Genomic DNA, 13,108 nt, shown 5'->3' with positions numbered 1-13,108 from the left:
CACCGCGCCCACCCGATTCGGCTGCGTCTACCCTTGCAACACCACCGTGCGTGCCGCTGAGCCGTCTACCGCGGTAGGAGGGCGCGCTGCGGTGCGCTCGCCAGCGGTGCGATCAGGTCGACCAGGTCGTCGCGGGTCGGACCGTCCGGGATGGGCGGACGCCAGCCGCCGGCGTAGATCTCCCGGGCCCGCGGCTCCGCCTCGGCCAGCGAGGCGGGCAGCGCCCGCATGCTCAGGTACGGCCCCACGACCCGCATGAGCCGCGGATCGGCCCGGGCGGCCGCGACGATGTGCCCCGAACCGAGCGGTCCACTCAGGTCGATGTCCTCGCCCGCCCACATCCGCATCTCGTCCGCGTCCACCGCGAGGTGGTCGAGGAACCAGGGCCGGATCTCCCCGGTGCACCAGGCGTCGAAGTCACGCGTCGCGGCCTCGACGTCGTGCTGCTCGGCCAGCGACAGCACGATCCGGTGTGCCTGCATCAGACTGGTCGCCATGCCGCGCCCGGCGGTCGGGTTCGTCGTGCACACCGCGTCGCCGAGATGCACCAGGCCGGGCAGCGCCACCCGCCCGTCGGCGTCGAGCTGGCCACGGTACGTGTTGTGCAGGTGCCCGCCCGGCAGCACCGGGGTGATCGGCCGGGTGCGTTCCGGCGACGTCCACGCGTCCAGGCCCGGGATCGCCCGGACCGCCGCGTCGAACGCGGTCGTGCCGCGCAGCAGCGCCAGTGCCCGGTCCGTGCTGGGCCGCGCGATCAGCACCGAGATCGTCCGGTTGTCGTGCAGGAACACCCCGGCCAGGTAGCCACGGAACCGGATCATCAGCCCGATCGGGGCGTTGACCGGCCCGCGTTCGGCACCGGGCAGCAGCTGGTACTGGCGTGACACGTACGCCAGGCCGCAGTCGGCCGCCGTGCCCGGCGCTCGCAGGTCGTCCGCGAACCGCCCGCTGCGCCCGGTGGCGTTGACGACCAGGTCGGCGGCGAGCTCCCCGCCGTCCACCCGTACCCCGCCCGCCCGGCCCCGCACCCGCAGCACGTCGTCGGCGTGCCCGCGGACCAGCGTGACGCCGGGCTCCGCGACCGCCGCGGCGCGCAGCACCCGCTCGAACGTGGACCGGCGGCACTGCATGCCGACCACCATCGACGGGTGGCCACCCTCGGCCGGCACGACGGTCAGCTCGGCGCCGGCGGCCAGCAGCGCGTCGCGCACCTCGGGCAGCTCCGCCTCCAGCGCCTCCACGATCTGCTGCCGCAGGCCGTGCGGATGGTGGAACTGCATGACGCCGCGCCGGTCCCACGAGCCGTCCGGCGCCGGTCCGGCGTCGCGGTCCACCACCGTGGCCCGGTGCCCCCGGCGAGCGAGAGCGATCGCGGTGAACAGTCCGGTCGGCCCCGCTCCGACGATGGCTGCGTGCATGTCGCCCCCTGATGTTGCGGGCAGCCTATGATCGGGCCGCCGGGGCCGTCAGTCGGGATTCTGTCAGCGTCTGCCTGGACCGATGCGCGCAATGGACATCGTGCTCGCTACGGCGTCACCGGCGGGCCACTCGACCGGATCGGTGATGTGATGGCCGGGTGCTGCAATTGCGGATCATCGCGCCCGCCGACCGGACCGCCGCCGTCGAGGAGGTGTTGAACGGGGATCCCGGCGTCACCCACCTCGTGGTGCTGGCCGGGGCGGCCCGCGACCCGGCGGACGGTGACGTGCTCTCCTGCAACGTGGTCCGGGAGGCCGCCAGCGGAGTGCTGTCCCGCCTGCGGCAACTACGCATCGACCAGGACGGCTCGATCATGCTGGAGCGGGTGGACACGGTGCTGTCCGCCGCCGGGGACCGGGCGGCGCGCCGGGTGCCGGGCCACGGCGCGGACGCGGTCGTCTGGGAGCAGATCGAGCAGGCCACGGGCGAGGAGTGCAAGCTGTCCGGGGCGTACCTGACGTTCATGGTCGTGGCGACCGCGATCGCGGGCATCGGCGTGCTGATCGACCAGCCCATCCTCATCGTCGGGGCGATGGCGGTCGGCCCGGAGTTCGGGCCGCTGGCCGCGCTGTGCGTCGGCATCGTACGGTTCCGGCGCGGCCTGATCGGCCGCGCGCTGACGGCACTGGTGGTGGGATTCCCGGTCGGCATGCTCGGCACGGTGCTGAGCACGTGGGCGCTGGACGCGATGGGCCTGGTGAGCAAGGACATGCTGCTCGGTGAGCGCCCACTGACCGCCTTCATCTGGCAGCCGAACGCGTTGAGCTTGGTGGTCGGTCTGCTGGCCGGGGTCGCCGGGATGCTGTCGCTCACCTCGGCCAAGGCGGGCACCCTCGTCGGGGTGCTGATCTCGGTGACCACCGTACCGGCGGCGGCCAATGCGGCCGTCGCCCTCGAGTACGGGGTGATGAACGAGGCCGCCGGATCGGCGCTGCAACTGGTCATCAACCTCGCCGCGATCGCTCTCGCGGGCGTGCTCACCCTGGTCGTGCAGCGCCTGGCCTGGCGCAGCTGAGCCGGGGTCACCGGCCCGCTTGCCGCGCCCACCCGCGAGGGGGTCGCCCGCTCAGCGCAGGTGGTTCCCCAGTTCGCGCAGGGAGGTGATCCGCTGAGGCTCCCCGGCCGGTCCGGCACCGAGCCGGTCGAGTTGGACCGCATCCAGCCCGGCCGCGCGGGCGGCCAGCACGTCCAGGTCGTACCGGTCGCCGACACTGAGCACCGCGTGTGGCGGCAGACCCCAGTGGGCGCAGGCCCGGCGGAACGCGTCCGGATCCGGCTTGGCGACTCCCAGATCCGCCGGGGTGAACACCGGCCCGATCCGGCCGTCGAGCCCGATCCGCCGCAGCTTGTCGCGCTGCTGCGCGGTGTCCCCGTTGGTGAGTACGGCCGTGACCAATCCGGCGGCCGCCAGCCGCGAGCGCCGCCGGCACGTCGTCGTACGCCCGCCACGCCCGCTCGTACGCACGCAGATAGCCCTCGAACGTCGCGTCGAGCCGGTCCTCGTCGAAGGCCACCCCGACCGCGGGCAGGAAGTCGCAGCGTACCGAGGAAGGATCTTGACCTGCGGGTCAGGTGCGCCGGCCGGGCTCGGGCACCACGGTGACGCGCCCGCGCAGCCGGCGCAGCATGCGGGCGTCGGAGAAGCCGACCGTGCGAGCGGCGGCCTCCACGGTGGCGCCCCGGGAGATCAGGTGCTCTGCACGTTCCACCCGCAGCAGCTGCTGGTAGCGCAGGGGGGTCTGCCCGATGGCCGCGGTGAACAGCCGGGTCACGGTGCGCTGGCTGACCCCGGCCGTGGCAGCCAGATCGGCCAGGGTCAGGGTCTCTGTGAACTGGGCGTCGATCCGGTCCTGCACCCGGTGTACCGCGTCGCTGAGGTGGCCCCGGTGCCGCAGCATCGCGCTGGCCTGCGGGGCCTCGCCGTCGCGGCGCGCGTAGACCACCATCTGCCGGGCCACCCGCGCGGCGGCGGCCGGACCGTGGCGGACCGCGACGAGGTGCAGCGCGAGATCGATGCCGCTGACGATGCCGGCCGAGGTGACCACCCGGCCGTCCTCGACGTAGCGCACGTCCCGGATCACCTGCGCCGCCGGGTAGCGCCGGGCCAGTTCGTCCTGCACGTCGTGGTGTGTGGTGCAGCGCCGGCCGTCGAGCAGCCCGGCCCGGCCCAGCGCGTCGGCCCCCGCGCAGACGCCGGCCACCGTCCCCCCGGCCGCGTGGTGGGCGGCGATGCGGCTCAGGGTCGGGCGGCCGAACCGGCCCGAGCGGGCCAGGGTGGGCGCGCGCCAGCCCGGCACCACGACCAGGTCGTCGCGGGTGAGCGGGGGCCAGTCCAGGGTGGCCTGCAGGGTCAGTCCCTGCGCGCTGCTGACCTGCGACGTGTCGGCGACGTACGCCAGGTCGTACCGGTGGCCCTGGTCCGTGGCGGTACCGAACACCTGGGCGGGCCCGGCCAGGTCGAGCAGATGCAGCCGGGGCGCCAACACGAACACCACCCGGCTCACGATCCGGTCACCGGCCCGCGGTGGCGGCAGTGGGCTCGTCGACCACTCTGGACAGCGCGCACGTCATGGCTTTCATCCTGAGCCGGGGCCGGGCCCGCCGGAAGGCCGGATCAGGTCCGGGATGGCAACGATCCGCTCACCGGGGCAGTTCCCGCACTCCCTCCGGTACGGACGCCCCGCCCGGCTCGGGCGGCGGGCTCGGTTCGATGCCCAGTTCCTCGCGGACGGCCACCTCGAACTCGTGCATCAGCAGCGGTACGTGCCCGAGCAGCTCCAGGAACGGCCGGTCGGTCGCGGTACCGGGTGCCGGGCACCGGTTGTGCAGCTGCTCCAGCACCAGGTGGACGGCGAGGGCGGCGCTGCGGGTGGGCGCCGACGCGATCAGCCGAACCTGCATGAGCGCCGGGCCGACCTCGTCGAAGTAGCGGGCGGGATCGGGCTCGGTGATCCCCGCCGTGTACCCGGTCCGCAGCCGGTGCACCACCCGCTCGTACGCCGCCATCAGCGCGACGTACGCGTCCTTGCGTTCGGCGTACCAGCGGCGGTTCCTGCTCCCGCGGGTGTGCAGGCGGTGGTCACGTGCGGTGACGAGCAGCGTCACACCGGCCCCGACCAGGGCGAATAGGGCGGCGATGAGGGGGAGCCCCCACCACGGGATCTCAGCCACCCGACAACGGTAGCGATGGCCCCCGTGCGGGGCCGCCACCTGCGTCAGATCGTGACCACGAGTTCGGTCGGTGGTCAGACCGTCGCGGTCGGCCGGATCCAGTCGTCCAGGTCGGTGGCGAGCTTCGCGGCGCCGTAGTACCAGCCCTGCGCCAGGTCGCAGCCCTGCGCGCGCAGCCAGTCGCGCTGCACCTCGGTCTCGACACCCTCGGCGACGACCCGCAGGTTCATCGCCCCCGTCATGGCGAGCACGGCCCGCACGATGGGCTCGTTGGCGCCGCTCTCCCCGACCTCGGAGACGAACGAGCGGTCCAGCTTGACGATGCCCACCGGCAGCCGGTTCAGGTAGCTCAGCGACGAGTAGCCGGTGCCGAAGTCGTCGATGCAGAGCACGACGCCGAGTTCGCGCAGCGCGTGCAGGGTGGCCAGCGCGGTGTTCAGGTCCTCCATGACACCGGACTCGGTGATCTCCAGCCAGAGGGCCTGCGGCGGCAGACCGGTTTCGGCCAGCACGTCGCGTACGACGTCGACGAGCGCGCCGTCGCGCAGCTGGCGAACGGAGACGTTGACAGAGACGTGCAGGTCCCGGGCGTCGCTGGGTCGTTCGGCGATCCACTGGGTCAGCTGGTTTGCCGACTCGCGCAGCAGCCAGGCACCGGCCTCGACGATGAGGCCCGTCTCCTCGGCGATGGGGATGAACTGCATCGGTGACACCGCGCCGAGCACGGGGTGCCGCCACCGCATCAGCGCCTCGAACCCTTCCAGCTCGCCGGTGCCGAGGTCCACGATGGGCTGGAAGTGCACGGACAGCTCGTGCCGTTCCATCGCACCGCGCAGCGCCTGTTCGAGGTTCATCCGGTCGCGCACCTCGTCGCGCAGTGACGTGTCGAACAGGGCGACGGCGTTGCGGCCGGAGCCCTTGGCCTTGTACATGGCGGTGTCGGCGTCGCGGATGAGCTCCAGGGCGTGCGCCCCGCCGAGGGACTTGGCCACGCCGATGGAGGCGGAGATGACCACCTCGCCGACGCCGAGCCGGAACGGACGCGCGAACTCGCCGAGCACGCGTTCGGCCAGTGACTCCGCGTACCGGGAGTGTGAGGGGGTGGCCATGGCGATGACGAACTCGTCGCCGCCGATCCGGCACACCAGGTCGTGCTCGCGTACCTGGGTGCCGAGCCGTCCGGCGACCGCGCAGAGCAACTCGTCGCCGACCTGGTGTCCCCAGTGGTCGTTGACCATCTTGAAGCGGTCCAGGTCGATGAAGAGCAGGCTGATCTCCTGCTGCTCCGCGATCGCGCGGTCGCCCCAGGAGGCGATGGTCTCGGCCAGCAGTTCGCGGTTGGGCAGGTCGGTGAGCGCGTCGTGGGTGGCGCGGCGGCGGATGGACCGCTCGGCGCGCGCCTGGGAGTTGTTGGCGCGCACGACCCGGGCCAGGACGCCGATGATGAGCAGCGCGCAGAGTACAGAACGGACGACCCCGTCGAGGACACCGTGCGCGGGCTCCAGGGTGGTGATCACCGTGGGCACGACGACCACGAGCGCGATCAGAACCGTACGGACCTTGCTGAGGTCCTGGGCGATGATCTGCTGCGGCTGGGTGAGCGTCCGCATCGACGGGTGCAACGCCGACGCCCCGACCATCAGGAACACCGCGATGAAGAGCGTCTCCACGGTGTGCTGGGAGATGTTCAGGAGCTGGGTGTCACGCAGGGTGAACAGGAAGTCCCCGCCGAACATCGCGCTGGACGCGCCGATGAGCAGCCACAGCGACGGCTGGCGGGCACCACCGGCCAGGGCGAGCTGGGCGACGAGGACGAGCAGGACCACATCGATGACGGGGAAGAAGGAGTTCGCCAGTCGCAGGATGTTGACGTCGGCGTGGCCGAGCTGCGGGACGATGACGTACGTCCAGGTCATGAACGCGGACGCGAGCCCGACGAGCAGGGCGTCCACCCGTGCCGGGTCGTCCTCGGCGGCACGGCGGCGGCGCAGCATGCCCGCGAAGCCGTACCCCATGATCAGGTAGGCGGGGAGGACGAACGCGTCGGGGATCAGGACCATCGGGCCGGGCGGGGTGGCGGCCGCGCCGGGCACGATGGCACGCAGCACCATGGCCACCACGAACAGCCACGCCGACAGCTGCAGGCAGCGCCATGGGAGGCGCTGGTCGGGGGCGATGTTGCGGCGCAGTCCGTACGTGAGCGCCCAGAGGCTGCCCGCGAGAGCGAGCAGCGTGACCGGGTCGCGCAGCGCGGCCGGGCCCCAGGCGAGCAGCGCCACGACACCGACGCCGACGGCCACGAAGGCCCAGGTCAGCGTGGTGACTCGGCGCGTGGCCGCCGGTCGGAACTCGCCGGAGGGGGTACGGCTACCGGCCTGCTCGGGGCGCGCGGACAGAGGAAGCACGCCTGACCATCGGCGCGCGGGCGGCCTTTATTACGAATTGTGCGATCGCGGGGCCAAATCCCGGAAATTCTCCCCCGATCGGGAGGTGATCATGGCCACCCTGCCCACAACGTCGGACACAACCGTGTTGCTCGATTCATCCTGAATCGGTACCTGCCGACAGGAGATCCGTGAACGTGATTCGGACGATCAACCGGAGCGTCGCCGCCGTGACCACCGCCGCGGTGGCCGCCACCGGCACCGTGACAGTGACCGCGGCACGCGAACTGCCCGCCTACGCGGGACCCGCCGCGGAACCGGTGTTGCAGACGCTGGCGCTGCCCACCTCCGCACCGGCCGGGACGTTCGCCGCGCCGGGCAGTGCCCGCGCCGAGGCGACCGGACTCACCGTGGCGCCGCGGGTCACGAAGCCGTTCAGCCTGCTCGGGGCGACCTGGACCGATCCGCATGCCCGGCTCGACGGCACCGTGCAGGTCCGTACCCGTGCGGCGGCCGACGGCCGGTGGAGCGCCTGGCGCGCCCTCGAATCGGACGGGACCAGCCCGGCCACGGCGGGCAGCGCAGACGCGGGCGGGCGCGGCAGCACCGATCCCGTCTGGGTGGGCGACTCGGACGCGGTCGAGGCCCGCGTCACGACCGGCGCCGGGACACACACCCTCCCCGCAGGCCTGCGCCTGGACCTGATCAACCCCGACGCCGACCTGCCCGCTGCGGCGACCTCGGGCGCCTCCGCTGCTGGCGCCCCGGCCGCCGCCCCGGCCACCGCCGCTGGTGCCTCGGCTTCCGCCGCGCAGATCGGCGGCACCTCGTTCACCGAACCGGCCCCGGGCCGGGCGGCCGCGAACGCCGCCGTCGTCGTGCCGCCCCGGCCCGCCCCGACCGTGGTCACCCGCGCCGGCTGGGCCGCGAACGAGGCCATGGTCGTGCACCCCCCGGAGTACACGACCGACGTGCAGGTGCTGTTCGTGCACCACACCGCGACCAGCAACGACTACTCGTGCGCCGACTCGGCGCGGATCGTGCGCGGCATCCAGGCGTACCACGTGCGCAGCAACGGCTGGAACGACATCGGGTACAACTTCCTCGTCGACAAGTGCGGCACCCTGTTCGAGGGCCGCGCGGGCGGGGTGGACCGTCCCGTGCTCGGCGCGCACACGCTCGGCTTCAACTCGCACAGTGCGGCCATCGCGGTCATCGGCGACTACACCGACAGCGCCGTCGCCACGAAGGTGCGCTGGGTGATCGCGCAGGTCGCGGCGTACAAAATCGGCATGTACGGCCATCTGGCCACCGAGCGGACCGTGCTCGTGTCGTCCGGCAGCGACCGCTTCCCGGCCGGCACCCGGGTCACGCTCAACCGCGTCTCCGGGCACCGCGACACCGGCAAGACCGAGTGCCCCGGCAACACCCTGTACGGGCAGCTCGGCGCGATCCGCAGCCTGGCGGGTGCCGCCCCGGCCGACTTCAGCATGGCCCGGATGACCGGCGCCACCCGGGTCGGCGACGCGTTCTACGCGCGCGGCCCGATCCGCCCGCTGTGGACGACCGCCACTCCCACGGCGCTGCTCAACCGATTCGACGTCATCGTCGACGGCACTGTGGTCGCCTCCGCGCCCCGCGCGCACCGCACCACCCTGCTGAACCTGAACCCCGGCCGGCACGTGGTGACCGTCCGTGCGTACCACCTCTCCGGGCGCGCGGTGAGCCTGACCCGCGCCGTGGTCGTCGACCGGACGGCGCCGACGTACACGTCGGGCCCGGCGGTGTGGCTGCGCAGCGGGTCGCTGGACGGGTCGGTGCCGATCTACCTGCGCTGGACGGCGGCCGACGCGGGCGGTCTGCGCTCCGTGACCCTGACCCGGCCGCGCGCGGCCGCCCTGAGCACCACCGCGCGCGCCCTGGCGAGCACCGCGGCTCCGGGGCGGTCGACGACCTGGTCGATCCGGGCGGCGGACCGGGCGGGCAACACCCGCACGGCCACGGTCACCCGGACGCCGCTCATGCTGACCGAACGCGCCGCCGTGCGTACCAGCGGTTGGGTGAACGTCGTGGACCCTGGATATTTCGGTGGCCGGGCCCTGCGCAGCATCACCGCAGGGTCGAGCATGACCTTCACGTTCACCGGCTCCTCCGCCTCGCTGGCGGCCAGCCGGACCCCGGCCTCCGGCCGGGTGAAGATCTACGTGGACGGCCGGTACTCCGGCGTCGTCGACCTGCGCTCCGCGACGACGCAGCACCGGATGGCGGTCTGGGCCCGCTCGTGGCCGGACAGCGCTACCCACACCGTGCGGGTCGTGGTCGAGGGCACGGCCCGGCGCCCGGGCGTCGCCCTGGACGGGCTGGTCCTGCTCCGCTGACGGTTCCGGGTCGGCGCGCGCGCCGGATCAGTGGGCGCCCGGCGGGTCCGGCGCAAGCTGGCTGTCGAGTACGGCGCGTAACGCCCGCATGGCGAAGTACAGCCGGGACTTGACCGTCTCCACCGGCACGCCACGCGCGGCCGCCGCCGCCTCCAGCGAGTCGCCGCGATAGAAGAGTTCCACCAGCACGTCCCGGTGCACGGCGGACAGTTCGTCCAGCGCCCGCAGCACAGTGGTGCCGGGCGGCGCCGTGCCGGGTCGCGGGCGCACGGACCGCGCCGGCCGGTCGGCGGCGTGGCGGCCCATGCACGTACCTCGCTCTCCTGCACCATGCGGGATCACCGCCGCGGGGGCGGTGCGGTCCATGGTGCGGTGGGCACCCTCCGGAGACCACCGGGACAACTACCCGGATCACTACCCGTATTCGTACGGTCGGAACTGAACGTCACCGGAATTCGGGTACCGGGTAGGTAGTTCACCCGTGTCAGTTCCGCGTGCGGCGGCGCATGGTTGCAGGCAGGAGGGACTGACATGTGTGAGCACGCGCCGCCTTGCCCCCATGCGGCCGACACCGATCATCACGCCGCGAAGGTGATGGCCACTCACCCTGAGCAGGGTTGGAGCCTGCTCTGTAACGGAGTGGTGACGTTCGATGACACTGGCGAGATCCTGCCGGACGGCACGGTCGTCGCCCCGCACCGCCCCGCCGTACGCCGGATGGTCGCGGCCGTGGTCTGAGGCGTTGCCGCAGGCAGCGCCGAAACCGATCGCGGCGCGGCGATCCGCCCGCCGCGACCGCCCGGCGCGGCACTACGGTGCTCCTATGAGCACCGCCACGACCCCGCGCGGTTTCCTGGGCAACCTGCCCGCCGAGGTGACCAGCTTCGTGGGCCGCCGAGCGGAGGTGACGCTGGTCCGCCGCATGCTCTCGAACAGCCGGCTGGTCACGTTGACCGGCGCGGGCGGGGTCGGCAAGACCCGGCTGGCGCTGCGGGTCGGCGCGGAGATGCGGCGGGCCTTCCCCGACGGCGTGTGGCTGGTGGAGCTGGCCGAGCTGCGCGATCCCGACCTGCTGGCGGTCGCCGTGGCGGAGGCGCTCGGAATCCGCGAACAGGCGGTCGGCCCCGGCGCGCCGGGACTGCCCGAGTTCCTCGCCGACCAGCGGATCCTGCTCGTCCTGGACAACTGCGAGCAGCTCGTGGCGGCCTGCGCCGAGCTGACCGAGACGTTGCTGCGGTCCTGCCCCGAGCTGCGTGTCCTGGCGACCAGCCGGCACGCCCTGCGGCTGGCCGGCGAGGCGACCCTGAGCGTGCAACCACTGTCCGTGCCGGACTCGGAGACCGCCTGCACCGCCGCCGAGCTGGACCGGTACGAGTCGGCGAGCCTGCTGGTGGAACGCGCCACCGCCGCCGACCCCGGCTTCGCGGTCACCGACGACAACTGCGCCACCATCGCCCGGCTGTGCCAGGCGCTGGAGGGCGTACCGCTGGCGATCGAGCTGGCCGCGGCCCGGCTGCGGGTGCTCTCCCTCGACCAGCTCCTGGACCGGCTCACCGACCGGTTCCGGCTGCTCACCTCGGGGACCCGCGACGCGCCCGCGCGCCAGCAGACCCTGCGGGCGCTCATCGACTGGAGCTGGGACCTGTGCGCCCCCGCCGAGCGGGCGCTGTGGTCGCGGCTCTCCGTCTTCTCCGGCGGCCTGGAGCTGGACTCCGCGGAGCAGGTCTGCGCGGACGACGAGCTGCCCGCCGAGTCGATCCTGGATCTGATCGCGTCGCTGGTGGACAAGTCCGTCATCACCCGCAGCGGCGACGGCCAGCGGGCCCGCTACCGGATGCTCGAGGTGGTCCGCGAGTACGGCGCGTTACGCCTCGCCGAGGCGGGCGAGCAGCGGGCCGTGACGGAGCGCCACTGCCGGTGGTTCGCCGAGCTGGCCGCGTACAGCGACCGGCACTGGGTGAGCCCCGACCAGGCGGCACTCATGCTGCGGCTGCGCCAGGAGAAGGCCAACCTGCGGGTGGCCCTGGAGTACGCGGTGACCGCGGGTCCCGCCCAGCGGGCGCTGCGTTTCGCGGCCGACCTGGAGAACCACTGGTTCGTCCGGGGCTTCCTGTCCGAGGGGCGGCACTGGCTCGACCGGGCCCTCGCCATGCCCGCGCCGCGGCACTGGACCCGCGTCAAGGCGCTGCGGGTCGCCGCCTGGATCGCCACCGTGCAGGACGATCGGGAACGGGCCCGGGCGTTGCTGGCCGACGCGCGGGAGCTGGCCGGGCAGCTGCCGCGCTCGGTGGAGCTGGCGTACATCCCGCTGGTGGAGGGCAACCTCGCCCTGTTCTCCGGCGATCACGCGACCGCGCTGCCGCTGTTCGAACGAGCGCTGGGGCTGTTCCGCGAGCTGCGGGGGCGTAGCGGGCAGATGTGGACGCTGGCCGTTCTCGGATTGACCCGCGGCCTCACCGGGACGCCGGCGGACGGGTACGCCGACCTGGTCGCCTGCCGGGACATGGGCGCCGCCAGCGGCGAGGTGTGGTGGCGTTCGTTCGCGCTGTGGGCGCTGAGCGTGCTGCGCTGGCGCGAGGGCGACAATCCGGGCGCCAGCGAGGCGGCCAAGGAGAGCCTGGAGGTGCAGCGGTTCGTCGCGGGCGAGCAGTTCACGGTCGGCCTGTCGCTGGAGTCGCTGGCCTGGATCGCCGGCAGCGAGGGCCGCGACCAGCGGGCGGCGCAGCTGCTCGGCGCGTCGGACCGGATGTGGCGGGCGATGCACACCTCGCTGTCGTCGTTCCGCGGCCTGAAGGAGTTCCACGACGAATGCACCACCGCGGTACGCGGCCGCCTGGGTCGGCGCGCGTTCGACGCCGCCCTGCGGCGGGGCGCCGACTGGACCGCGGCGGAGGCGGTCGCGGCGGCGCTGGAACAGCCAGGCCGGGTGCCCGTACCACGGGCCGACGCACCGGCCGGTGCGGATTTCGGGCTCACCCGCCGTGAGCGGGAGGTCGCGGGGCTGATCGCCGAGGGCCTGACCAACCGGGAGATCGCCGCGCGGCTGGTGGTGGCCCAGCGCACCGCCGAGGGGCACGTCGAGAACATCCTCAGCAAGCTGGGCTTCACCTCCCGCGCCCAGGTGGCCGGGTGGCTGGCCGCGCAGCAGCAGCCCGGCCCGGGTTCCTGACGATCCGCACCGAACTTGTCGCACCCTCGGGGCAGGATCGGCGGGGTCGGCGACGATCGGCGTCGCCCGTCGCAGAAAGGGCCCCCGGCATGTCCGGAATCGCCACCCTGGCCATGATCAACCTTGACGCCGCAGACCCGGCGGCGCTCGCCTCCTTCTACTCCCGGCTGCTCGGCTGGGAGGTGGTGCACAGCGCCGACGACTACGCGATGGTCAGCGACGGCGCGACGAGCCTCGGCTTCGGGCGGGTGCCCGGCTATGCGGGGCCCGGCTGGCCGGAGGAGACCGCCCCGAAGCGCTACCACCTCGACTTCTACGTCGACGATCTCGACAAGGCGGAGGAGCAGGCGCTCGCGCTCGGCGCCGCCAAGCCCGCCGAGCAGCCGGAGCCGCAGCGGTGGCGGGTGCTGCTCGACCCGGGCGGCCACCCGTTCGACCTGTGCGCGCGTCCCGGGGGCTAGACCGGCCCGACCGGGTGTTTGCCCGAACGAGCCGGAAGCCGCGTCCGGCTTGTTACCGTCGCCGTG

11 protein-coding genes are annotated in these 13,108 nt (G+C 73.3%); 5 read left to right on the top strand and 6 right to left on the bottom strand.

From position 1 onward, the window contains the following. Window positions 1-65: 65 nt before the first annotated feature. Window positions 66-1,418: an FAD-dependent oxidoreductase gene (locus ACMCNN_RS08705; protein ID WP_412745665.1), complete on the bottom strand. Its 1,353-nt coding sequence runs from the start codon at window positions 1,416-1,418 to the stop codon at window positions 66-68. Window positions 1,419-1,576: 158 nt separating this feature from the next. Between ACMCNN_RS08705 and ACMCNN_RS08700 the strand changes: the two genes are divergently transcribed. Further along, on the top strand, window positions 1,577-2,494 hold the full coding sequence (locus ACMCNN_RS08700; RefSeq protein WP_412745664.1) for a DUF389 domain-containing protein: 918 nt from the start codon (window positions 1,577-1,579) through the stop codon (window positions 2,492-2,494). A gap of 51 nt (window positions 2,495-2,545) precedes the next feature. Here the strand turns inward: ACMCNN_RS08700 and ACMCNN_RS08695 are convergent, their stop codons facing one another. From ACMCNN_RS08695 to ACMCNN_RS08680, 4 genes are all read right to left on the bottom strand, one after another. Further along, entirely contained in the window at window positions 2,546-2,944 is a 399-nt protein-coding gene (locus ACMCNN_RS08695) for an HAD family hydrolase (protein ID WP_412745663.1), read from the bottom strand. 103 nt (window positions 2,945-3,047) lie between these two features. After that, window positions 3,048-3,974 carry a GlxA family transcriptional regulator gene (locus tag ACMCNN_RS08690; protein ID WP_412745662.1) on the bottom strand — a complete coding sequence of 309 codons (927 nt, stop codon included), beginning with the start codon at window positions 3,972-3,974 and terminating at the stop codon, window positions 3,048-3,050. Between the two features lie 145 nt (window positions 3,975-4,119). Continuing rightward, window positions 4,120-4,650, bottom strand: coding sequence for a hypothetical protein (locus ACMCNN_RS08685; protein ID WP_412745661.1), 531 nt, complete (start codon window positions 4,648-4,650; stop codon window positions 4,120-4,122). A gap of 74 nt (window positions 4,651-4,724) precedes the next feature. Then, complete coding sequence (locus ACMCNN_RS08680) at window positions 4,725-7,055, bottom strand: putative bifunctional diguanylate cyclase/phosphodiesterase (protein ID WP_412745660.1); 2,331 nt, start codon at window positions 7,053-7,055, stop codon at window positions 4,725-4,727. 170 nt (window positions 7,056-7,225) lie between these two features. On the opposite strand from ACMCNN_RS08680, the gene ACMCNN_RS08675 reads away from it, so the two are divergent. Further along, a complete protein-coding gene (locus ACMCNN_RS08675; RefSeq protein WP_412745659.1) occupies window positions 7,226-9,412 on the top strand; it encodes an N-acetylmuramoyl-L-alanine amidase in 2,187 nt (728 codons plus the stop codon). Between the two features lie 27 nt (window positions 9,413-9,439). Here the strand turns inward: ACMCNN_RS08675 and ACMCNN_RS08670 are convergent, their stop codons facing one another. Beyond that, a complete protein-coding gene (locus ACMCNN_RS08670) occupies window positions 9,440-9,718 on the bottom strand; it encodes a sigma factor-like helix-turn-helix DNA-binding protein (protein WP_412745658.1) in 279 nt (92 codons plus the stop codon). 225 nt (window positions 9,719-9,943) lie between these two features. Between ACMCNN_RS08670 and ACMCNN_RS08665 the strand changes: the two genes are divergently transcribed. From ACMCNN_RS08665 to ACMCNN_RS08655, 3 genes are all read left to right on the top strand, one after another. Beyond that, the gene (locus ACMCNN_RS08665; protein ID WP_412745657.1) at window positions 9,944-10,150 is read left to right on the top strand and encodes a DUF5999 family protein; all 207 of its coding nucleotides are present in this window, start codon (window positions 9,944-9,946) and stop codon (window positions 10,148-10,150) included. Between the two features lie 85 nt (window positions 10,151-10,235). Next, a complete protein-coding gene (locus ACMCNN_RS08660) occupies window positions 10,236-12,581 on the top strand; it encodes an ATP-binding protein (protein ID WP_412745656.1) in 2,346 nt (781 codons plus the stop codon). Between the two features lie 89 nt (window positions 12,582-12,670). Further along, entirely contained in the window at window positions 12,671-13,042 is a 372-nt protein-coding gene (locus ACMCNN_RS08655; RefSeq protein ID WP_412745655.1) for a VOC family protein, read from the top strand. The last annotated feature ends 66 nt before the right edge of the window (window positions 13,043-13,108 follow it).

Origin of the sequence: Krasilnikovia sp. MM14-A1004, assembly GCF_047159485.1 — a bacterium.
Lineage (GTDB): Bacteria > Actinomycetota > Actinomycetes > Mycobacteriales > Micromonosporaceae > Actinoplanes.
Note: the sequence above shows the minus strand (reverse complement) of the source record. Positions and strands in the feature narration are given on the sequence as shown.

What these genes read in the sequence shown, in the direction of transcription:
- ACMCNN_RS08670 (WP_412745658.1), bottom strand. Translation starts at nt 9,718, where the DNA reads ATGGGCCGCCACGCCGCCGACCGGCCGGCGCGGTCCGTGCGCCCGCGA.
- ACMCNN_RS08665 (WP_412745657.1), top strand. Translation starts at nt 9,944, where the DNA reads ATGTGTGAGCACGCGCCGCCTTGCCCCCATGCGGCCGACACCGATCAT.
- ACMCNN_RS08660 (WP_412745656.1), top strand. Translation starts at nt 10,236, where the DNA reads ATGAGCACCGCCACGACCCCGCGCGGTTTCCTGGGCAACCTGCCCGCC.
- ACMCNN_RS08705 (WP_412745665.1), bottom strand. Translation starts at nt 1,418, where the DNA reads ATGCACGCAGCCATCGTCGGAGCGGGGCCGACCGGACTGTTCACCGCG.
- ACMCNN_RS08655 (WP_412745655.1), top strand. Translation starts at nt 12,671, where the DNA reads ATGTCCGGAATCGCCACCCTGGCCATGATCAACCTTGACGCCGCAGAC.